Here is a 20,034-nt window from a genome sequence, read left to right on the forward strand (position 1 = left end):
AATGGCGAGAACTCCTGGTTTACTAGGTAGAAAGAAAAGTAACTTTGAACCTACTGAGCCTTATGTACCAGAGCAAGGACAAGCTGTAGTGGAAAATAACGAGGTTCCAGCTACGCCTTCTCAACCTAAGACTGAAGAAAAACAAGTAACTCGAAAAGAAAAAAGAAACGAAAAAATTGAATCAAAAAAGAAATTTAAAAATCAACAAGGTAGCATTAAAATTTCTAATCAATCAAAAGAAGAACTAGAAGTATTAATGAAACTTACAAACACAAAATTTGCTTATGAAATCATCGATTTACTTATAGATCGCTATGTAGAAAATGAGCTAACACCTGAACAGAAAAGGAAATTCAAGCTATTAACAGAGATTTAAAAATATAGAAATATCCCTATTTAGAAATAGGGATATTTCTATATTTCCACTTTTTTAATATATCTATACCTAATCAACCTTCTTCCACTTACTTAAATACACGGATTAAACAGCCAAAATTTCACCAGCCGTTTTGCTAAAGCTAAATACCCTTAAACCATTTATAAAGGAACAAGAAGGTATGGATAAAACATCAATTAACAACATCATTGACATGCTTGTTGAGCATTATGTAGATTCTCAACTAGTCAACCGACATTCTAAAGCATATAAAGACATGTATAAGCGCCTCTATGAGACGCTAGAGAATAAATAAAGAAAAAAGAAGTATCCCTGTTTTTCATTAAGGATACTTCTTTTTTATGTCCCCTCTTATTAAAACCGCCACCGCTAGCTCATTTACATACTTATCGTTAGCGTAAGGCATTTTAAAATTCTATGTGTCGATTTTTCCTTTTACCTTTTGGATAAACCACCATATTAAAGCTACAAGTAGCAGAAGGAGCGGCATTCCCTGAATAAAGAGAAATCCTCCCCAAAAATCAAGTACAGTACTATATGGAGAGTCTGTTGCCATCACACCTATAAATAAAGCCACTGGAATTGCGCATAGATTTGCCCCTAAACTGACCATTATGAATGTTAGATTTTTATCCTTAGTTTTTAGTGAATCAGAATTGAAGAATGAGAATACTGCCATGCCGCTTATAAAATACAGTATTACATAAAGCTGATTAAGATATCCCATAATAATCCTCCATTATCCTAATTGTACCATCAGCAAGGACAAGTTTGAACAAATAGGACATTTATGTAAGTCAGATATAGTGTCTCATTATCAGTAACAAGAAAGAGTGGATCCCTATCCTCACAAGGAATCCACTCTTATTTATCCTCTATGGTAGCCATTGCCAAAATAAATATAAATCATGCCAATAGGTGCAACGAATGGACCAAATCCATATAGCACAAGCACTTTAAATGTTTTCCAAATTAACATAAAAGGGAATGGCAGGATAAGAATATTGCCACTCGTTATAGTAGTAATAAGATCATCCCATACAATTGTTGCAAAAGGGAATAAAACACAAGCTAATAAACAATATAAGATTGCACCGATTGATGGAGTAGTCCTACTAGATACTTCCGCAATAACATTAACATCCGCACCACTATACCTCGTTACTTCCGTGTAAATAAATAAAACCGTTATAGAAATTGAAATAAAATATGATTTCACAAGATATTGAGTATTTACACCAAGTATTATCTTCTTAAAAAGACTTACAACTTTAGACAAAATAAGCGCTCCTTTCTTTATTTTTTATTCATCAACTAAAATATATTAATATATAAAACAATAAATATAAAGACTTTTTCTTTTTTCTTCAAAATTACTTCTATAGAAAATATTAGTAAGTAGAAAAGCATGCCTTTCTTACTTTTCTACTTACTTAGAGATTTTTTATTACCAGAACCTCCACCACGGCTTCTTCTTCTCTTTCGCAGCAGCAACCTCATCCCGAAATTCCTGCATTAACCTCTTCGTTTCCTGCATTTCACGCAATGTCTTCATCAGCGTTTCATCCCGCGCTTCCAATCGTTTTTCCACTCGCTCATTATGCGCTTCTACACTTGCTTTGATTTCCTCATTACTTTGCTTCGCTTGCTCACTTAATCGCTTTTCCATCGCTAACATACTATGATTCATTTCTTGCGCCATAACGCTATACTGCTGCTGTAATTGCTGTTTAATGTGGAATGGCACTAAATCCGTTTCCTCAGCCTCTTCTTGAATCAGATCCGGATTAACCTTCTCTATTTGCTGCGCAATCATCTTCGCTGCCTTTTCTAGCGTCATACCGTCATGCTTGCTGAGTTCAATTAACCTCTCAATAACCATAATATCGCCTTCTGAGTATTCTCGTCTGCCGCGCTTATCCTTCTTTACAGCGAATCCCTCACGTGACAATACTTCCATGTACTTTCTAAGGGTGCTATCACTTATTCCTAGTCGTTTGTATACTTCACTAGCAGAATAAACAATTTCGTCCGTCATAACGTCACAACACCTCCTAGTGAGAGTATTCCATGATGGCAAAGAAATTCCTGCAAATAAAAAAAAGACCTATACAGGCCTTTTCAACTTAACTATATACTTTCTTTTTCTCTTTTCTCTAACTGATAAGTTAATGCTAGATTGATTAAGAATGTTATAAATGCAAATATACTTGTTGCAATAAAGATATAGCCCATGATTGATATATTATTATAATCAATCGACAAATATAATAATAAGCCTATACAAAAGAAAGATGCAAAGTTATCAGAAATGACTTTTTTCATTCTAGTTTCCTCCATACACTTTCCGATTTCCATTTTTTACTATATAAATATTTTATAGCGCTTTGGTGATTTTAACAAGAAATTTCATAAACAACAGAATCATTTGAACTACAATATAAACAATCCCCGGGTGAATTATTAGCGAGAATCCTCGTTCCTGACTACCAACCATAATGAACAAACCACCGTATAACGCTACAACGGATGCAATTGGATAAATTTATATTTCATTTTAAATTCATCTAAATTGCAATTAAAAATTAGTCGTGCTAATGTATTTATTGTTAAATCTAAATATACAAAATTAATATAACAATACGAAATGGAGCGATTATTTATGCCTAAACGTGGCGATGAGTTCTGTTGTAATAAGTGTGGTCGATTTTGTATTTTCGATCTAGATGATGATGAATTTACATCAAATCTATTCCATAATATGAGCGTGTACTTTGGTTTCACTAGTCCATTTGACAATGAAAAGATAGAATTTACACTTTGCGAATTATGTCTATTCGAATTTTGGAGGGGATGTAAACATAAACCATCCTCCGAATATTATAAAAATATTGTTGAGGGTTATGACGCTGCCCGTTCAACTAAACATCCTTATTATGAAGACCTTTTTATAGAAACATATAAAAATTTAGAAGACGTAAAGAAAAAGTAAATCCATTTTGAATAGCCAGCCTCTCTAAGGTTTGACTTAAAAAACATTCTGATTATATTGCGAAGAAAAAATCCCTAAGTTGGGCTTTTTTCTTCTATATTCATCTTTGGTTACATAGTATAATTATTGCCTGTTATCCTTGTAACTCTTCCCAGCTTCGACCGTACAATTGGGTGTGCTGTTTATTTAGGGAAGAGTAACTATTTTTATTATAAAAAGCCAACTTATATAAGTTGGCTTTTACTATTTTATTTAAGTCCATCTTGAATTGGTCTTGAAGAAACAGGAATAACTCTATATAAGAATACCGCAAGTTGTTCACGCGTTACAGATCCATTTGGATCAAAATTATTATCACCTACACCATTAGTTATACCGTTACTGTATAAAATTTGCACAGCTTCATTTGCCCAGTGACCTTGCATATCGTTAAATTGGTGATCAAACTTCTTATTTAACCAAAAAGCATTTTTAAATGAAGCTGCAACTTCCGCTCGCGTTAAAGTACGACTAGGGTAAAATTTCCCATCCGCCACATAAGCAAATACTCCATTATCGTATAATTCTTTAATCTCATTTTGGAACATTGAATTACCTATGTCATTAAAAGGATGCGTTTGGTTTAAAGGATCTTTCCAAATTTTAATAGTTCGATATATGGTTGCTGCTAATTGCTCACGTGTCACTTTATCTTTAGCGCCGAAATAACCATTACCATACCCTTGCATTATTTTATGGTCAGCCATATACTGAATCTCTTTATACGCCCAATGCGATTGAGGTACATCTATAAAAGTACTAGATTGGGCACTTGCAGCTTTTATGCCTAGATTTGTGTTATTATTTGGTGTCTCAGCAAAAGAATTATTTGCAAAAAAAGTTGTACCAAATACTGCTACGCATACACCTGAAATAATTAATTTTTTCATTACTATTCTCTCCCCTTAATGTTAAACGTCAATAATATAATTCCAACAATCATTATATAACTATTTTGGGATTAGAAAAAGAAGGAATTTATAAAAATTAATCCCAATAATAATCCCTTAATTAATAGAATTATATAGCCTTTGCAATCTCAACAAGTAATCGCATAAACAATGGAATCATTTGAACAACTATATAACCAATCCCTGCCCGTGAAATCAAACTGAATCCCCGTTCCTGGCTACCGACCATAATGAACAGCCCACCGCATAACGCTACAACGGATGCTATCGGATAGGACACCGCTTTAATTAAAAAGATAACCGGTTCAAATGCATTTACAATACGATTGTATAATTGGCCATCTATATAATTTTTTATCGTCCCGTCATTGGACTGCACATCTTTAAATACTTCATCCACATCTGGATTATTACCGTCGGCAAATACATGAGGAATATCTATAATGTTGCTGAATATAATAGCACTACCGATCACAATACTTATTCGCGCCGCCACGGGTGCGTATTTTTTTGCTTTCTTTTTGAACAAGCACCACTTTTTCTTCGCCCCATAGTTACCATCCATAAAATCCTTGATGCTCATTGTCTCAGTTGCCATATGGACCATCTCCCTGTTTTTAATGGAAATCAGTAACCGTAAATATGTTGCAATCTAATCCTTCGCAAAGCTTTTGCAGCTGCTTCCGGCGATATTCCGTACACGTATACCAAGTGAATTTAGGCGGTTTATCAAACACATTACAATCGATTAGCTTACGGTATTTCTGCATTTTCACTCGGTTCGCACTCATTTTCTGTTCATGGTCCACCTCTACTATGTGGTAACGACCGTTATCCGTAAATAATGCATCTGCAATTATTGAAACGATACCTTTCACATTCATCTTTACTTCTTGCTTCCACGTCTTCGGGCATTCGTAAGCGATGTAGATATCATTCCTCATAATGTAATGACGAAATTGATTCGAACGCTTGAGTATCTTCTTGCTCCCGATTCGTTCTCGCCCCTCCTTGTTGAGATAATAAACTTTTTCTCCATCTCTAAAGCTAGACACATATTCTTCGATACCCTTCATTACACGAGAAGCATTCCTGTCACCGCCAAGATCATGAAGTACCTGGATTTGCTTTCTACTAAGAAAGCCGAGTTTCTTCAAGCTCAAGAGTATACTTTCCGTTCGAGCTTCCTTTATCGCTAACTTTTGCATTTTCATGCTCCTTTCTCGCTCTGATATTGATATGTGGCTTTATGATGTTATCGATCTGCTTATTATCGATATAAACAGTCTGTAGGACCTTTTTCTCATTTGTTTGATATATAGCCCTTCCCTTTATGTTAGGCAGACTTTCTGCACCGCCTTCATCAAGTACAGCACGGCTCCCTGCTTCTGTTTGTAATCTAAAGCAAACACGAGCACCTATGTTTTGACGTAACTGTGATGGCAAGGCTTCATTGGTCGGGTACTGCGTCGCATACACTAAGCGGAATCCCGCTGCCCTGCCACGACGACCTATATCAACAATGATGTCTTTGCACTCCTGATATGGCGTCATGTCGGCTGCTTCATCTACAATGACAAAGTACCTCGTTAGATCCCCGGCTTCTTTTATATCTTCGTATCCTTTTTCTAGTAAGTATTCGTTTCTAGCATTCAGTTTATCTTGCAATTCCCTTAGAGTTTCAAGGGCTTCCTCAGGGTTCTTTGCAATTGATTCGACTTGATTTAGGAATCTGTATCGGTTGAAAGAGAGACCACCCTTCAAATCAATAAGGAATAGCTTTATATTTTTTGATTGGTTTCGTACCAGGGCTGTAATGATGAGCTTTAGTACATTCGATTTACCCATGTCCGTCATACCGGCTGAAATCATGTGCGATAACTGATCAAAGTCGTGTTTTACTAATCCATCCCTTGTATAACCGATAGGTACCTCCCATCCTCTGCATTGCTTCATCATATCTTCTTCAAACTTCACAAAATCAGGAATCCCTTTCTCGTAAATTCTTATTTTTAGCAAACCGTCGTAAGACAGCTCAATTTCCTTTCTAACGAATTTTTTCTTGTTTATGATGTTTTGTATTTGTTTTAAAATACCTTTTCGTAAACGGAGAGATTTGAAGTCTTGTAGTTTGAAATCATAAACTTTGCTCTTATGGTTTAATCCGTCTTCTAAATGTTTCATCTTTTGTTCAAAATCGGAGAAGCTAAGACCCAAGGGAATCCGATATGCATATTCAATTCCCCAATCATTTCTCGTTTTGCGAAGCAGTTGTATGGTTCTGGTTTCTTTCCCCTCTTTCACTTTCAAACCGCAATTCGCACAAATCCTTTGGATCTTAGAGGCATCAGTCGTTGCTCCTTTTTGATGCATTTTTGTTAGAAGTATTACACTACCAACTGCAGCTGAACTTACTAACTCAAATATCAAAGGAGATCAACTCCTATTCTTTTGATGTCTTCTCATCTCGACAGCCTCGCAAATAGTAAGGTTCAAATTTTTTATCCGATGATATAGAGTTCCTTTTGGAATTCCTGTTTCAACGCTAATATCATCCAATGTTTTCATACCTCCATTAAATTCATAATAAACAGTTCTACCATTATTTCGTCTTTCTTGGAGTGTACGCTTTTTAAATGCAATATCAGGCCTCCTGTTGTTAGCCTGCTGCTTAAACGTGGCCCATATACAGTTGTTTACACTATACCCTTTATCAACATCAACCCTCTCCAGACTAGTGTTTTTATCTCCATGTAGTTCGCAATGTTTTAAGTAACTTTCATACATATCTTCTTTAAATTGTTCGAAATTGCTCCATTCTTCACTTATGGTAATACCTCTACCGCCATAATGTTTGAAATTAGGATCTTTCTCGTTGTTACATCTTTTCGTAGCTCCCTTCCAAATATTATAAAATCTAGTTTTTGACATACCATGTGTCTTACCGTATCTTTTTCTATTGAGTTGTTTACACCCGCAACCGTGAACACCATTACGTTTCATATCTCCAATTCTTGCTTCGTGAGTATTTCCACATTCACAAACACATTTAGCCCACAATTTATTCTCGCCGTATTCTTGTTTTTGAAATAAATCAATTACAGTCAATCGACCAAATTTCGCACCTATATATCTATTTTTAGAACTCTCTCTGATCATCATATACCTCCCTATTTCTCTTATCCTAATTATACAGAATCAGGAAAATCATCCCACCACCCTTCTTTTCGTATTCTGCAAGAATAGTCCCTGGAGATTAGAAGAGATAAAAACAGCTATTAATCATTGAAACTATTAGTCTTGCAATGTCTGAAGCATTATTCTGTGAGCGAATTCTATTTAGAATAGGTGAAACGAACTTTTAAAAGGCTATTAATTTGGAACAGAGAATCGTAGTTTGTTTGGTATGGTAAAAGGTATTTTGTACTGTTTGGTCTTTATGTCAGTTTTTTTCTCGCGTTTAAAAAAATGACGAAAAGGGCAAGCTATGTTTGAGGTGGTAATATTGTTCGGATTAGGTAAAAAACGTAGTAAGTTCGGTCGCTGGTTAGACAAGCAAGGGATTACACAAGGGGATTTAGAGAAGGCCGCCAAGTTAAGTAGAGGTACAATTTCGAAAGTATGTAACGATAAAGAATACGCACCTAAATTTTCGACTATATCCCAAATAACAAGGGGATTGAAAAAATTAGGGAAAAACATAAATGAAAATGATTTTTGGATGTAGCTTCGTTCGTTAGAATGAGGCTTCTTTTATTTTCATTCACTTGAACTAAAAAATAATTTTTAAATACATATAAATTGTATGGAATATTAAAAAGGAGGGATAAAATGAATCCTTATTATTGTTCTACAGAAATTTACAATTCAATTTCACCTAGAGATTTTATGAGTCATGGTGGTCATGGTAGTGGTTCTAGTGGTTTTTTACCACCACAACAATTTTATACAGGAGGTTGGACTTCAGGTGGCGGTATGGTTGCATCGCCATATGGGGGCTGGACTTCAGGTGGTTACTTACCATATGAAAATTGGACTTCAGGTAGCGGATTTCCCTACGGAGGTTGGGGTTCAAGTGGATATTATCCACCATATGGCGGATGGTCAATTAATGGCTAATAACTTAGTAATAATCAGCTCAATAAATTCGGGCTGATTATTTTTTTGAAAAAACCTCTTCATAAAAGAACATACATTCGTATATAATAAGAACTAACGTTCTGTTATTTAGGAGGAATAACGGTGTATGACTATTCAATATTGCCGAATCGAATTGTTTTATGTGTAGATCTTCGTAGCTTTTATGCTTCAGTCAGTTGCATCAAAATGGGATTAGATCCACTTTACACAAAGTTAGCTGTAGTTGGTGATGTGAATAGGAGTGGTTCGATTGTTTTGGCTGCAACTCCACCATTAAAAGCGTTAGGTGTCAAGAAAATGGCGAGGTTGTACGAAATACCTCGTCGTAAAGACATTCTTGTAGTAAATCCAATTATGAGCACTTACATAAAATGTTCTAATTTCATCACAAAACTAGCTCTGCAATATGTTCCTGTTGAGGATTTCCACCAATATTCCATCGATGAGTTCTTCATGGATATAACGGATAGTATTCATCTATTTGCTAACGATCCGTATGAATTCGCATTGAAATTCAAACGTGAAATCTATGCGAAGACACGAATCGAATGCACGATAGGAATTGGGCCTAATCCTTTAATGAGCAAAGTAGCGCTAGATGTTGAAGCGAAGAAAACGAAAGATTGCATAGCATACTGGAAGTACGAAGATGTACCCATAAAATTATGGCCAATACGACCACTTAATAAGTTTTGGGGGATTTCGGGTAAGACAGAAGCGAAATTAAACCGAAAAGGAATACATTCCATCGGAGACTTGGCACAGTACCCACTTAAATATTTAAAACAAAGCTTTGGCGTTATTGGCGAAGAACTACACTTACATAGCAACGGCATTGACTTCAGCCGTATATCAGAAAAATACGTTCCAGCAACAACTTCTATTGGTAAAAGCCAAATACTTATGCGCGATTACACCATAGAGGAATTCCCGATTATTCTACTGGAGCATATCGAGGAAGTTTGTTATCGAATGCGAAGGCAAAACAAACTAGCTCAAACTATTCATTTTTCAATTGGTTACAGCAAAAATTATTCTGGTGGTTTCAGAAAAACTCACACTATGAACCGACCAACCAATTTCACAATGGATATTTATAAGATTTGTACATATTTTTTACACGAGTTTTATACTGGAGAACCCATTAGATCTATCAATGTTTCTTTAACTAACTTAATCAATGAAGGCGAAGAACAAATCTCACTATTCGATAATGTAGTACAACGAGAAAAAGAAATGAAACTAACTAAAGTAATGGACGAAATACGCACTAAATTTGGAAAGAACAGCATACTACGAGGAATTTCGTATACAAATAGTGCAACAGCAAGATACAGAAACACATTGTTAGGGGGACATAAAGCATGAACAACGCTAATATGCCAAAAGGAAGAGGAATGGTTAAATGGACTCCATTCGCTGCGATGCCGGAGCAATTCGCTGGTATCCGTGAAATTATTAAAGAAAAGACGAAAGTAGAACGACCTACATTAACCCACGATGAACAAGAATTGATTGAGAACATGTTGTTATGTTCGTTGCTTTCTGAAGAAGAAATAATGATTACATATTACGAAGGTGGATTTTTACTTACTAACTATATGACTGTCGTAGATATTGATCCTCTGAATAAATCTATAATTTGTACGGATGCATTTTACAATAATATAACGTTGAAATTTATCGATATTATTGATGCTAAATAAAAAAAGCCGCCCAACAGGACGGCTCTTATTTTTGTTCATTAAAACTATTCTTTTGCGAGAAATAAAATCATATATAATCCCATTTTCTTGTTAAGTTCACAAATTATCACTAAAAGAATATCATAAATTCGAATATATGTATTTACTTTTAAAACCAAAAATTGTAATATTTTGTATGAACGAAACAACATAGGGGAAGGAATGGAAAAGATGTTTAAAAAAACCAAAAAGTTTATGGTCGTTGCTGCTGCAGCTGTTATGCTCTCTGCAGGATTTGCAACAGTCGCGCCTAACGAGGCTCATGCTGCTCATTGGGCAGATAAACAAATGAATTGGGCTAAGAAAACAGGTATTATTACTGTTGATTTAAGAGATAGCTTAACAACAAGACAAGATACTTGGGTAATGATTGCCCGTATGGAGTTACATAGCGGTGTTTCTCTTGCACAAGCTCGAAATTATGTAATGAATGACGGTATTTCAGATGGTACACGCGGAACTGACCGGATTACCCGTATTGAAGCAGTTGCAATGATGAACAAAGTAGCCGGCTATGGGCGTGCGAAATGGGATCCTGCGGGAACAAACTGGCTTGGAAAAGAAATTGGTATCTATGATGGTACACGCGATAACGATTATGCAACAAGAGCAGAAGTTGTAACTATGCTTTATAACGCACAACATTGGCAGAAAAAATAAACTACAAAAAAGGGGAGCTACTCATAGAGTAGCTCCCTTTTTCTTGTTATTTCACATACACATAGGCTTCATTTGCTATTTACTTTATTATCACATGTATTGATTATATGCCATGATAAAATACGAGAAAAAGAAGGTGAAAACCTTCTTTTTTTTTAGGGGCGTTCGTTTATCAGACGCTTCTTTTATTTTGTTTCATGAATTTGTTAATTCAAACTATTCTTTTGTAAAAAATCACTTCCTATATATAGTTCCATCTTTTCTTGTCAACTTCACAAATTATTCCTAAAAGAATATAGCAAATTCAAGTAATTCCATTTACTTTTAAATTTGAATATAATAATATAACACATGTCACAAACACATAGGGAAGGAATGGAAAAGATGTTAAAAAGACTAAAAAAAATTATGGTTGTTGCTGCTGCAGCTGTTATGTTATCTGCAGGTTTCGTAACAGTCGCTCCTAAAGAAGCGGCTGCTCATTGGGCAGATCCAGAAATGAATTGGGCTATGAATAGAGGTTATATCACAGCAGATTTACGTGATAGTTTAGCTACTCGACAAGATATGTGGTTAATAATTACTCGTGTAGATAATAGAAGCGGCGGGTACAACTATAACGCCGCACGTAATTATGTTATTAATCGAGGTATCTCTGATGGAACCCGCGGAACAAACTGGATCACTCGTAGTGAAGCTGCTGCAATGGTACTACGAATGAAATATCAAAATATTAAGTGGGACCCTGAAGTAGGCTTCGCTGATACTGATAGAGCTGCAAAGTCTCTTGGATTCTTTGATGGTACTCGCGGCAATAGCTTCGCTACAAGAGCCGAGGTAGTATCTATGCTATTTAGAGCAAAGTGGAATCACTAATAAACTATTCCAATATGGATAATACATTTACTTTAAAAACCAAATAATGTAATGTATCAGAAACATAGGGAGAGGGATGGAAAATATGTTAAAGAAACTCAAAAAATTTATGATTGTTGCTGCTGCAGCTGTTACGCTATCAGTAGGCTTCGCAACATTTGCTCCAAAAGAAGCATCTGCACATTGGGCAGACCCACAGATAAATTGGGCTCTTCAAAATAAAATTATTACTGCTGATATGAGGGACAGCCTAGCAACTCGACAAGACATGTGGTTAATGATGATGCGTAAAGAGTGGAAATATCATAGTGACTATAATTTTAATTCCGCACAAGCTTTTGTTGTTGTACATGGTTATTCAGATGGGTCTAGAGGGACAAACTGGGTGACTCGTAGCGAGGCTGCTGCAATGGCATCATCATTGGCCGGATATAAAAATTTATGGAATCCAGCAACCGGATTCAGCGGGTCAGATAGACGTGCAAAGAAACTTGGTATTTTTGATGGTACACGCGGGAATGAGTTTGCAACAAGAGCGGAAGTTGTAACTATGATATATAATTCTCGTTACGCATAAAGAGATGTTAAAAAAGGGCTACTCATTACGAGTAGCCCTTTTTTCTTTCTATTAATGTATACTGATATAAAATTCATTAGCAGTTACATAGTATGTTTTACCTTTGCTATTGTGAACTTTATATTGTGGTGAACCATTAACACTTACTTTTGCATCAATAGTAAATCCTAGTCCTGCATCTACAGAACCAGCAACATCTTTATCCTGCCAAGATGGAGCATCATAGAAACGTAGATTGTTAACTTTAGATACAACGCGCTTACCTACAATAGAAGAATCCACTGTACTTTTCTTATTAAACTTCACATAAGATGGATCGTTCTTAATCCACTGATCTCCACCAAGATTTAACCAGCCATCCTTTTCAGCCCATACAACATAAGATTCTGGTTTATTTAACTGACGAATCTTAGAATAGCTTGTATCTGGCCCTTTACGTAAATTAACGTTGTAACCTTTAATATAAGCAATCCCATCTGTTACAGCTGTTGGTACCTCTGCTGGTTTAGATGGCTTTTCAGGCACAGAAACATCCACATTAGAATTATTATATGCTCGTTGTACATCTGCTCTAAATTGAGCTTCTGAAATGCCATGAGACTTTAAGTATTCAAGTGGATCTTCATGATCTGTTCCACCAAGGTATTTCGTTACATCATAGTGAGTCCATAATCCTTTTTCCACAGATAAACCACGGTCACGAAGGATTTTAGCTAGTAACTTCACGTATTTATCATAGCTGCGTTTGAATTTATCGTAATCCGCTGTTTCGCAAAGTTCAACATGTACAAAGCGTTTATTTGCTCCTGGTCCACCACCATAAGCAATGTACTTTGTATCAGCAATTTGGATTGTTTCATTCCAATCTACTGCATAATGAACGAATGCATTTCTCCATGTACGAGACTCGTATTTTTGAATATTGATAGCTGGTGCTTCTGGAGTCGCCGTAGAATGAGCTACAACGCCCTCGTAAGCACCAACACCGTAACGATATGGTTGTTTAGGTAAATCAGGAATAATAAGCGTTCTATCAGCAAAAGCGCTTGTTGCAATGGATAAAGATACGATAACAGAAAATGCTACAGTAGAAATACTTTTTAACGTCTTTTTCATTTTACATCAACATCCTTTTTCATAATTTTTGTGTGGTCAAATAGTCCACTTGCTGACAATCCAATGATGATTCCTAGAAATACATTTGTTTTGATATCTCCGCCCAAAAATAAAACGCCTAGCACAATGCCAAGCGTTAAATTCAATAACGGAACATATTTTGTTTGTAATCCAATCGTTTTTCCGATTTGCGAAAGACCTACTACAATGGCAATCATTACTGTAATTTCAAACATTACATACCACCTCCCGTCATTAAAAAAGTGAGTGCCGCGCCTATAATCCCACCTACAATAAGTCGTAAGATCCAGGTAGTATTAGCGCTAATTTTATCTAACTGTTTGTTGATATTGATAATGTCTTTTTCGTTACCTGTTGTTCGTATTTCTAAGCTTTTAACTTCTAATCTTATTTCTTTAATTTCTTGCTTTATCTCTTGAACATCACTTCTTACTTCTTGTAATCCTTCCACTTTGACCACCCCGTTTCAAAATAAAAAGAGAAGCGAAATCGCCCCTCTTTGCTATAAAATCCGTATTTTATTCAAATTAAAAACAGCTCATGGCTGCCCTATTTATTTACATGTATTTAGTTAATATTGATCCGCTGATAATGCTTTTTCTATAATTCTATTTTCTACTTCTTCCACATGTTCAATTGTTACTTCATCAGAAGCCACCGGGCTCTTTCCAGTTAACTTTACATAATCGTCTGCGCAGATAAGACTTACTTTACCGAAAAGCTCAATCTCGTAAACTCTACCACCCTTATTACATAAGTCACATGCAGTAGCAATGCGCATACTCAGCGTACCATCAGGAAGTCCCCAAACCTCTACTTTTGTATCTTCTTTGATGCCGCAAAATTCTAGCATATCGTTTGGAATACTAACTGTTACCTGATTTTCACCTTTCTTCAAATCAACTACTCTACCTAAGAATGGAGACTTTTCATTGGGTGGCATTGGACGCATAAACTTATCTGGATTCATACTCATCTTCCTCTCTATGTTCTAGAAGTCATATTTGTGAAATTAACATAATTCCATCTGCCATCATGGAAATACCATCCTGTACCTAAGCTACCATTTGTATAGTGAATAGAACCTGCATTAAAACCAAAGTATCCGCCGCCTACGTTAATCCCATTACATTCGATTGATTGTGTCGTTGCAACAGGATCTTTTGATTCAATTCGGAATCTATTTTCATTGTTGTAAATGTGACCGATGTAACTTCTACGTTCTCCACCACCACGGGGATAAAAACTGAGTCCCGCACGATCAGTTCCAACGAGTGCCATCATTTCACCATTGCTTATGATTTCAAGCGGCGCATTCATATAGTTCCACCCGTTCACATGATTGTACCGAATTGTATTATCTCTTGTACCAAGTGCAATTGTAGAAAAAGGCAGTGTTCCGTTTACGAGTTCTCCATGTGTTGTATCCCAGTTATAAACGGAAGGAACGTCACCTTCCACCAACTGAACACCTGATACAGCAATTGCTTGCATATTATTTATGAGACCCTCGCCAAATATATCAATATAAACATAACCATTTCCTTCTTCATAGTTACTCGGCACAGTGAAGGTTAAAGCGTATCTTACTATTTTCCCAGTTTGAATGCTTGGTGCATCGTAAGTTTTTGATGCTCGTCCAAGCTCCACGGGAGTGTCACCGTTATATTTACCGAATACCGCTCTCATGATTGGCTTGTTTGTAATGTTTACACGATTATCATTGGTAGTTGCTCTGAAATGAGCCGACAATGTGTATTTCTTACCTGGTTTTACCCCTTCAAATAATGTAAATCGAATCCAGTTTGCTAAATCTATCCGCATTGGATTAACCATTGGCTCATAATTGTTAACCACTGGTTTTTCAATATATGGATTAGACATAATTGTCCATGTAGGACTGTATTCGATCTTCAAAAAATAATTATTAAAAATCTTAAAAGAAATGTGTGAAAAGTCATGATCTGGAATGAGATTCTTCCTTGGTGTTACTGAAAATTTCTGCCCACGCTCATCTTCAAAAAAGAAGTCAGCCATTTTTGCTGTAATACCATTTTTATCAATTGTTACCTTGTCACCTTCGATTTTAATAACATCTGTATTAATTCCTTTTGCTGTTAGCCATTTGACTATTGTATCAGCATTAATATTCAGTTTTTCAGCATCGATTGTAATCTTACCAGGTGACATATTGATAGAAGTCATGATGCCATCCTTTAAAATCTGTGCTAGAATCCCTTCATCTAACACTTCCAACCTAGATTCTGTTTTCTTTACATAGGCATTATACGTCTCATTTATAAACGTTTCTTGTTTTCCAGTAATAATTGAAACGCCTTTTTCAGTAGCGCTGATACTTCTTTCTAACTCTGTTACTTTTTTATCGTAATCCTTAGTAGCTACTCTATTAGCAATATCTTCAATCATTTTATCAGCATCAGTTTGATCTTTCGGATGTAACCAAAATTCACTTGCTATTGTGCCACGTTGCAACATAGGTGTAGCGCACCATAAACGCCCATTTCTTGTCACGTAATAACGCCATCTTACAAACGATGTATTAGCAGGAGCTTTGTCTGTACATACAGCACGAACCCACATGTTATTTACAACCTTGATATTTGTTCTAGCTGTTTTGATACGAGTTTTCTTGTCAGCAGTCCACCATTCAATTTCAAGAAATGCGCCACCATCAATAGGTGTTTTCCCATCAGTATTGAAATAACCTGATGCAATAAATTCCTCGTTAACCTGACACTCAATGAATTGATTTGTAAGCCCCCACCAACGATCTTGAGTCTGTCCAGTAACGGTAATTGAAAATGTATTCATACCTTTGTATTTTAAATTTGCATCAACAGAACCAACAGCTCCATTACCACTATTCCACAACCAATATTTCTGCCCTAACTTAAAATCAGCATCACGCAACTCGTTGACAGTACCTAAACTACCTACATAATCTTCAACTTGCTTTATTTCAACCTTCCCTTCTAAAGATTTTGCGGTTGTTTCCCAACCAGCTTTAGCATCTTGTAATTGCTTCCCTTGATTAGTTTGTATTTCTTGTAAACTAGAAACATTTTGTTTAATGCTATCTGCTGTTTTCTCTACAGTAGCAACCCGATTATCAAATCCATTTTGATTATTCTCTACTCTTGTTACTGTTTCTTTGATTCCATCCACACTTTTTTCAATCTCAGTTGTTTTATTTGTTAGGGTATTTGCTTGCTTTTCTACACTTGTTAACTTCTCACTAATCTTGCCTGCTTGCTCTTTAATTTCAGTTGTTGTTTTCTTCAGATCATTTGCAGTTTGTTGCACATCAGATATTGTCTTTTTTGTGCCTTCCACAGTTTGCTCGACTGTATTTAATTTATTGCTGATATCAGTATCTTTTTTAGTTAACGATTCAATAGATAATTTAAACCCGTTAGAATCCTGCTCAAACTTTGTTACCTTCTTATCAATTTCACCCTGTTTATTTTGCACATCAGAAATGGTACGACTAACACCTTGTAAGCTTTCTTCCACTTCATTAAATTGCCCTGTTGCTTGTTTTTGCGCTTCTTGAACCTTTTGATTTAATTCGCTTTTTGTGATCTCGATATCTTTGCTCACCTGTTCCAATGTTTCCTTCTTAACGGATTCCACATCAGGAACAACAGGATTCCATTTCCCATCCTTCCACAATTTCAGAATACCCGGCTTACCTTTGCTGATATCTTGCCACAACGTTTTTCTATCCTTTAAGTTTTCTGTTGGTGGATTTACGCCTTCAATAATATCAACGGTATTATTCTTCAAGTTTTCAGCCACTTGTTCAGCAATTTTCTTTGCTGCTTCCGATTCTTTTCGAATGACTTCTGTTTCTTTTACGTTTTCTTGAAGCTTCTTATCTAACATATCTAGTAATTCTTTAGAAGCTTTATTTGATAAGCTACCCATGATTTGTGCGTATAACCTATCGATCAGGCTTCGTGTATCTTGAATTTCACGATAATTACCAAAGATATATTTATCTTTCGATGGATCAGTGTCACATTCATCTGCTGCTATTAACCTAGCTTCTAAGAAAAGTGGTGGCCTAAACTCTGTATCTTTTATTCGTACCGTATCACCTTTACGAACCGATTCATGAGATAAACCAAACACTTTTTCAAGTGCTACAGCATCAACTTCATATAAAGTAGAACTATTAATTCGCTTCTTTAATTCTGCTTCAGTTAACTGTTTGAGTCGTTGCTTTGTCATATCTTGATCTTCTGTTTGCGGTGAATAAATATCAAATAAATGCTTGCCGTCTTTCGACCAGCGTTGTAACGCATCGTTGTTACTTACGTACAACTTTCCACCGTTGATATCTTCAAATGTCAGAAATTCTTCTTTCCCAGTATCAGGATTTTCTTTAGATGGCCCAACACCTACAAGAGCGGTTACTACATTTTGGCTGTTCTCAATACGACGAATGCCTTGTATATCTTTTCCTAGCACGAATTCTTTCCCATTGTCACGACCAACTTTTTTTATTAAATCTACATACCGACCGACAATAAAAGAACCCCGTATTTCTATTCTGAAACGAATCTCAAGTCCAAAAGTAGATGCGATTTGTTTTAAGAAATCAAGCGGATTTGTGAAATCCTTAATAGGAATAGTCCGTACACCACTGTACTCCGTAATCCCACGTTTCCATTCTGTACCTTGTAAAGCAAAGTCCATAGATTCGTTGACTGTAGTAGCTTGTAACGTTTGTGGTTTAATTACCGCTGCTTTCTTTAGCTTTGTATGTTCCCCGAGTGCGTGAATTTTTTTAGAACGATCTGCTGTATCTTGCTCTGCTTCTGTAATAACATACGAAACAAAAGTGCCATCTCTGGTTTGTTTTACTATAATATTTTGCTGTACAAGAGACGCCGATATTTTTGTTCCGTCCATTGTATTGAACTCTAATTGGTCTATATTTTTTTTAAGCTCCCACTGACGGATATCGTTCCAATAATTTTTTTCTTGTATAACACCAATGATTTTCTCTGTTTTAAAATCTACAATGTGTAATAGATTATTTGTTTTATTCATCGATAGCGCTCCCTATACGTGACATCCACTTGACCTATGTTATTTGGAAAAACAGTTAAATCATTCTTCCCTTTTTCAATACGTATATAGTCACTCAGAAAGTCTTTTATATTAATTGCATCCGCACCGTTAATACGAATACTCGCATCCGATGAATCAATTTCTACAACGTCTCCTTTTTGAACAATGTAGGGGATTTGACGTTCTATATTGCTGTTTACTTTTTGCACTTTAATATCGTGCACAGCTGCAATTAGCGAAGGTGCATCATTAAATGCACATATATGCACAACAATTTGAGCGACCTTCTTCATAAAGCTATTGCCCGTATCGTACCATTGAGCAAATTTTTCTGTATGATAATTTCCTTTTTCATCGATTAAAGCAATATCACCTTGCCAATAGTTTCCTACTCGTGCAATGTGTAGTCGACCATAAAAATCATTCCATGTTGTACGATAATAACCAGTTTCCGCTATAATCCTATGATTGTAGTCACCGTTTCCAACTATGACTTCACCGAAATTCTCGCTAGAATTTCTATATGCATCAAACATGCCTACTTTTCCGACTACAACGCTACTCTCATCTAATAAATAAAGCTCTACACGTCCCATAGTTGCAGGGTTTAAGTTCCGGCATTCGACTATTGCATCAAGTGTGAAATCTTGCAATGGACCTCCAGTGATACTTTTTTTCACTGCGGGTCCGTGCCAATATTGACCTTGACCGTAATCTGATGGTATAAAACGTGCGCCGTCTGCGATCATTTTCCCTGCTACGATTCCGTAGTCTGACACAAAATCTTTCCCTACTTCTGCCCAACCCACTAGGGAATTCGCTTTATCGTGCATAACCAATTCGTATCGACTTATCGGTGTTTCATCTACCTTAACTGGATATCCTATACGGAAATGCTGATTTCCATTTTCATTTACAATATCGATAAATGTAGAAGGGTTCTCTACTTGTATCTTAAATTTTAGATCCGCAAACTTTGATCCTGCATTAGTCACTATAGCTTTAAGTAAATTATTACTTTCTAATTTCGCTTTTACAGATTGTTGTGCACCTAATTTAAATGCTGACGTACAAATAAAAGTTATCTTGCATTGGTAAAGTCTATCTGTTTCCAGTAGTTCCTCCACAGATTCTTTCATACCGTAATATGTCATTTCAGGTTCATCTGTAAATACAATCGGTACCTCTTCTTCTGTATCTAATATAGAATTCAATTCGTTTAGGCGTTTTCTTAAATCAAAAGAAGAGGTCCCTTTAAGTGTAATCTCTACTTCAAGGGGCACCTCTGGGTTTCTCTTTTGCACATAACGGGATCCAGGACGATTTTGGGTAGTAATCCTGCTTATTTCATCACTCATTATACCGCGACCTTTTGGTATTCCTACCAAAAGATAACCGTCATTATTTTTATTTGTAAACTGTTTTTCTAAGTCGATACCATTAAAAATAAGCAGTTTACT

The 20,034-nt window shown here is 35.9% G+C and carries 24 protein-coding genes and 1 pseudogene; 10 read left to right on the plus strand and 15 right to left on the minus strand.

Annotated elements, in window-relative coordinates:
* Position 1: 1 nt before the first annotated feature.
* The gene (locus DPQ31_RS28145) at positions 2 to 376 is read left to right on the plus strand and encodes a DUF5388 domain-containing protein (RefSeq protein ID WP_016084098.1); all 375 of its coding nucleotides are present in this window, start codon (positions 2 to 4) and stop codon (positions 374 to 376) included.
* A 109-nt stretch (positions 377 to 485) separates the two neighbouring features.
* Positions 486 to 692, plus strand: a pseudogene (locus tag DPQ31_RS29565) (hypothetical protein); the annotation flags it as partial.
* A 120-nt stretch (positions 693 to 812) separates the two neighbouring features.
* On the opposite strand, the gene DPQ31_RS28150 reads toward DPQ31_RS29565, so the two are convergent.
* The 4 genes from DPQ31_RS28150 to DPQ31_RS28165 all read right to left on the minus strand — a co-directional run bounded on the left by DPQ31_RS28150 (position 813) and on the right by DPQ31_RS28165 (position 2,722).
* On the minus strand, positions 813 to 1,124 hold the full coding sequence (locus DPQ31_RS28150; RefSeq protein WP_208731365.1) for a hypothetical protein: 312 nt from the start codon (positions 1,122 to 1,124) through the stop codon (positions 813 to 815).
* Between the two features lie 141 nt (positions 1,125 to 1,265).
* Positions 1,266 to 1,676 (minus strand): hypothetical protein, encoded by a 411-nt coding sequence (locus DPQ31_RS28155; protein ID WP_208731366.1) that lies wholly within the window; start codon positions 1,674 to 1,676, stop codon positions 1,266 to 1,268.
* Between the two features lie 168 nt (positions 1,677 to 1,844).
* The gene (locus DPQ31_RS28160; protein ID WP_208731367.1) at positions 1,845 to 2,435 is read right to left on the minus strand and encodes a DUF3967 domain-containing protein; all 591 of its coding nucleotides are present in this window, start codon (positions 2,433 to 2,435) and stop codon (positions 1,845 to 1,847) included.
* Positions 2,436 to 2,527: 92 nt separating this feature from the next.
* Positions 2,528 to 2,722 carry a hypothetical protein gene (locus DPQ31_RS28165; protein ID WP_223268703.1) on the minus strand — a complete coding sequence of 65 codons (195 nt, stop codon included), beginning with the start codon at positions 2,720 to 2,722 and terminating at the stop codon, positions 2,528 to 2,530.
* 337 nt (positions 2,723 to 3,059) lie between these two features.
* Between DPQ31_RS28165 and DPQ31_RS28170 the strand changes: the two genes are divergently transcribed.
* Positions 3,060 to 3,389, plus strand: a complete 330-nt coding sequence (locus DPQ31_RS28170; protein ID WP_208731369.1) for a hypothetical protein — start codon at positions 3,060 to 3,062, stop codon at positions 3,387 to 3,389.
* A gap of 248 nt (positions 3,390 to 3,637) precedes the next feature.
* Here the strand turns inward: DPQ31_RS28170 and DPQ31_RS28175 are convergent, their stop codons facing one another.
* From DPQ31_RS28175 to DPQ31_RS28195, 5 genes are all read right to left on the minus strand, one after another.
* Complete coding sequence (locus tag DPQ31_RS28175) at positions 3,638 to 4,318, minus strand: S-layer homology domain-containing protein (RefSeq protein WP_208731370.1); 681 nt, start codon at positions 4,316 to 4,318, stop codon at positions 3,638 to 3,640.
* Between the two features lie 130 nt (positions 4,319 to 4,448).
* Complete coding sequence (locus DPQ31_RS28180) at positions 4,449 to 4,937, minus strand: hypothetical protein (RefSeq protein WP_208731371.1); 489 nt, start codon at positions 4,935 to 4,937, stop codon at positions 4,449 to 4,451.
* Positions 4,938 to 4,956: 19 nt separating this feature from the next.
* On the minus strand, positions 4,957 to 5,502 hold the full coding sequence (locus DPQ31_RS28185; protein ID WP_261797488.1) for a replication-relaxation family protein: 546 nt from the start codon (positions 5,500 to 5,502) through the stop codon (positions 4,957 to 4,959).
* On the minus strand, positions 5,474 to 6,769 hold the full coding sequence (locus tag DPQ31_RS28190; RefSeq protein ID WP_208731373.1) for an FtsK/SpoIIIE domain-containing protein: 1,296 nt from the start codon (positions 6,767 to 6,769) through the stop codon (positions 5,474 to 5,476). Before DPQ31_RS28190 ends, DPQ31_RS28185 begins: the two co-directional genes overlap by 29 nt.
* Before the next feature lie 6 nt (positions 6,770 to 6,775).
* Positions 6,776 to 7,498, minus strand: coding sequence for a hypothetical protein (locus tag DPQ31_RS28195; RefSeq protein ID WP_208731374.1), 723 nt, complete (start codon positions 7,496 to 7,498; stop codon positions 6,776 to 6,778).
* Positions 7,499 to 7,826: 328 nt separating this feature from the next.
* On the opposite strand from DPQ31_RS28195, the gene DPQ31_RS28200 reads away from it, so the two are divergent.
* From DPQ31_RS28200 to DPQ31_RS28230, 7 genes are all read left to right on the plus strand, one after another.
* Positions 7,827 to 8,066: a helix-turn-helix domain-containing protein gene (locus tag DPQ31_RS28200; RefSeq protein ID WP_208731375.1), complete on the plus strand. Its 240-nt coding sequence runs from the start codon at positions 7,827 to 7,829 to the stop codon at positions 8,064 to 8,066.
* Between the two features lie 104 nt (positions 8,067 to 8,170).
* On the plus strand, positions 8,171 to 8,458 hold the full coding sequence (locus DPQ31_RS28205; protein ID WP_208731376.1) for a hypothetical protein: 288 nt from the start codon (positions 8,171 to 8,173) through the stop codon (positions 8,456 to 8,458).
* Positions 8,459 to 8,581: 123 nt separating this feature from the next.
* Positions 8,582 to 9,847, plus strand: a complete 1,266-nt coding sequence (locus tag DPQ31_RS28210) for a Y-family DNA polymerase (RefSeq protein WP_208731377.1) — start codon at positions 8,582 to 8,584, stop codon at positions 9,845 to 9,847.
* Entirely contained in the window at positions 9,844 to 10,185 is a 342-nt protein-coding gene (locus DPQ31_RS28215; protein ID WP_208731378.1) for a YolD-like family protein, read from the plus strand. The genes DPQ31_RS28210 and DPQ31_RS28215 overlap by 4 nt, the downstream gene beginning before the upstream one ends.
* A gap of 201 nt (positions 10,186 to 10,386) precedes the next feature.
* Positions 10,387 to 10,884: a protein phosphatase 2C gene (locus DPQ31_RS28220; RefSeq protein WP_208731379.1), complete on the plus strand. Its 498-nt coding sequence runs from the start codon at positions 10,387 to 10,389 to the stop codon at positions 10,882 to 10,884.
* Positions 10,885 to 11,268: 384 nt separating this feature from the next.
* Entirely contained in the window at positions 11,269 to 11,760 is a 492-nt protein-coding gene (locus DPQ31_RS28225) for a protein phosphatase 2C (RefSeq protein ID WP_261797489.1), read from the plus strand.
* Between the two features lie 76 nt (positions 11,761 to 11,836).
* The gene (locus DPQ31_RS28230; protein ID WP_098805330.1) at positions 11,837 to 12,337 is read left to right on the plus strand and encodes a protein phosphatase 2C; all 501 of its coding nucleotides are present in this window, start codon (positions 11,837 to 11,839) and stop codon (positions 12,335 to 12,337) included.
* Positions 12,338 to 12,388: 51 nt separating this feature from the next.
* Here DPQ31_RS28230 and DPQ31_RS28235 read toward each other — a convergent pair whose 3' ends face one another.
* The 6 genes from DPQ31_RS28235 to DPQ31_RS28260 all read right to left on the minus strand — a co-directional run bounded on the left by DPQ31_RS28235 (position 12,389) and on the right by DPQ31_RS28260 (position 20,028).
* Positions 12,389 to 13,453, minus strand: coding sequence for an N-acetylmuramoyl-L-alanine amidase (locus DPQ31_RS28235; RefSeq protein WP_208731381.1), 1,065 nt, complete (start codon positions 13,451 to 13,453; stop codon positions 12,389 to 12,391).
* Entirely contained in the window at positions 13,450 to 13,689 is a 240-nt protein-coding gene (locus DPQ31_RS28240) for a holin (RefSeq protein ID WP_098805328.1), read from the minus strand. The genes DPQ31_RS28235 and DPQ31_RS28240 overlap by 4 nt, the downstream gene beginning before the upstream one ends.
* Positions 13,689 to 13,925, minus strand: a complete 237-nt coding sequence (locus DPQ31_RS28245) for a hemolysin XhlA family protein (RefSeq protein ID WP_208731382.1) — start codon at positions 13,923 to 13,925, stop codon at positions 13,689 to 13,691. Before DPQ31_RS28245 ends, DPQ31_RS28240 begins: the two co-directional genes overlap by 1 nt.
* A 120-nt stretch (positions 13,926 to 14,045) precedes the next feature.
* Complete coding sequence (locus DPQ31_RS28250; protein ID WP_208732120.1) at positions 14,046 to 14,444, minus strand: hypothetical protein; 399 nt, start codon at positions 14,442 to 14,444, stop codon at positions 14,046 to 14,048.
* A gap of 14 nt (positions 14,445 to 14,458) precedes the next feature.
* Positions 14,459 to 18,553: a phage tail spike protein gene (locus tag DPQ31_RS28255; RefSeq protein ID WP_208731383.1), complete on the minus strand. Its 4,095-nt coding sequence runs from the start codon at positions 18,551 to 18,553 to the stop codon at positions 14,459 to 14,461.
* Positions 18,550 to 20,028 carry a distal tail protein Dit gene (locus DPQ31_RS28260; RefSeq protein WP_315969889.1) on the minus strand — a complete coding sequence of 493 codons (1,479 nt, stop codon included), beginning with the start codon at positions 20,026 to 20,028 and terminating at the stop codon, positions 18,550 to 18,552. The genes DPQ31_RS28255 and DPQ31_RS28260 overlap by 4 nt, the downstream gene beginning before the upstream one ends.
* Positions 20,029 to 20,034: the final 6 nt, after the last annotated feature.

The organism is Bacillus sp. COPE52 (genome assembly GCF_003355115.1).
GTDB classification, from domain to species: Bacteria; Bacillota; Bacilli; order Bacillales; family Bacillaceae_G; genus Bacillus_A; species Bacillus_A toyonensis.

Bases quoted from the DNA above. Each gene is read 5' to 3' on its own strand.
- DPQ31_RS28145 (WP_016084098.1), top strand. From the start codon at position 2: ATGGCGAGAACTCCTGGTTTACTAGGTAGAAAGAAAAGTAACTTTGAA.
- DPQ31_RS28150 (WP_208731365.1), bottom strand. From the start codon at position 1,124: ATGGGATATCTTAATCAGCTTTATGTAATACTGTATTTTATAAGCGGC.
- DPQ31_RS28160 (WP_208731367.1), bottom strand. From the start codon at position 2,435: ATGACGGACGAAATTGTTTATTCTGCTAGTGAAGTATACAAACGACTA.
- DPQ31_RS28165 (WP_223268703.1), bottom strand. From the start codon at position 2,722: ATGAAAAAAGTCATTTCTGATAACTTTGCATCTTTCTTTTGTATAGGC.
- DPQ31_RS28170 (WP_208731369.1), top strand. From the start codon at position 3,060: ATGCCTAAACGTGGCGATGAGTTCTGTTGTAATAAGTGTGGTCGATTT.
- DPQ31_RS28175 (WP_208731370.1), bottom strand. From the start codon at position 4,318: ATGAAAAAATTAATTATTTCAGGTGTATGCGTAGCAGTATTTGGTACA.
- DPQ31_RS28180 (WP_208731371.1), bottom strand. From the start codon at position 4,937: ATGGCAACTGAGACAATGAGCATCAAGGATTTTATGGATGGTAACTAT.
- DPQ31_RS28195 (WP_208731374.1), bottom strand. From the start codon at position 7,498: ATGATCAGAGAGAGTTCTAAAAATAGATATATAGGTGCGAAATTTGGT.
- DPQ31_RS28200 (WP_208731375.1), top strand. From the start codon at position 7,827: ATGTTTGAGGTGGTAATATTGTTCGGATTAGGTAAAAAACGTAGTAAG.
- DPQ31_RS28205 (WP_208731376.1), top strand. From the start codon at position 8,171: ATGAATCCTTATTATTGTTCTACAGAAATTTACAATTCAATTTCACCT.
- DPQ31_RS28215 (WP_208731378.1), top strand. From the start codon at position 9,844: ATGAACAACGCTAATATGCCAAAAGGAAGAGGAATGGTTAAATGGACT.
- DPQ31_RS28220 (WP_208731379.1), top strand. From the start codon at position 10,387: ATGGAAAAGATGTTTAAAAAAACCAAAAAGTTTATGGTCGTTGCTGCT.
- DPQ31_RS28225 (WP_261797489.1), top strand. From the start codon at position 11,269: ATGTTAAAAAGACTAAAAAAAATTATGGTTGTTGCTGCTGCAGCTGTT.
- DPQ31_RS28230 (WP_098805330.1), top strand. From the start codon at position 11,837: ATGGAAAATATGTTAAAGAAACTCAAAAAATTTATGATTGTTGCTGCT.
- DPQ31_RS28235 (WP_208731381.1), bottom strand. From the start codon at position 13,453: ATGAAAAAGACGTTAAAAAGTATTTCTACTGTAGCATTTTCTGTTATC.
- DPQ31_RS28240 (WP_098805328.1), bottom strand. From the start codon at position 13,689: ATGTTTGAAATTACAGTAATGATTGCCATTGTAGTAGGTCTTTCGCAA.
- DPQ31_RS28250 (WP_208732120.1), bottom strand. From the start codon at position 14,444: ATGAATCCAGATAAGTTTATGCGTCCAATGCCACCCAATGAAAAGTCT.
- DPQ31_RS28255 (WP_208731383.1), bottom strand. From the start codon at position 18,553: ATGAATAAAACAAATAATCTATTACACATTGTAGATTTTAAAACAGAG.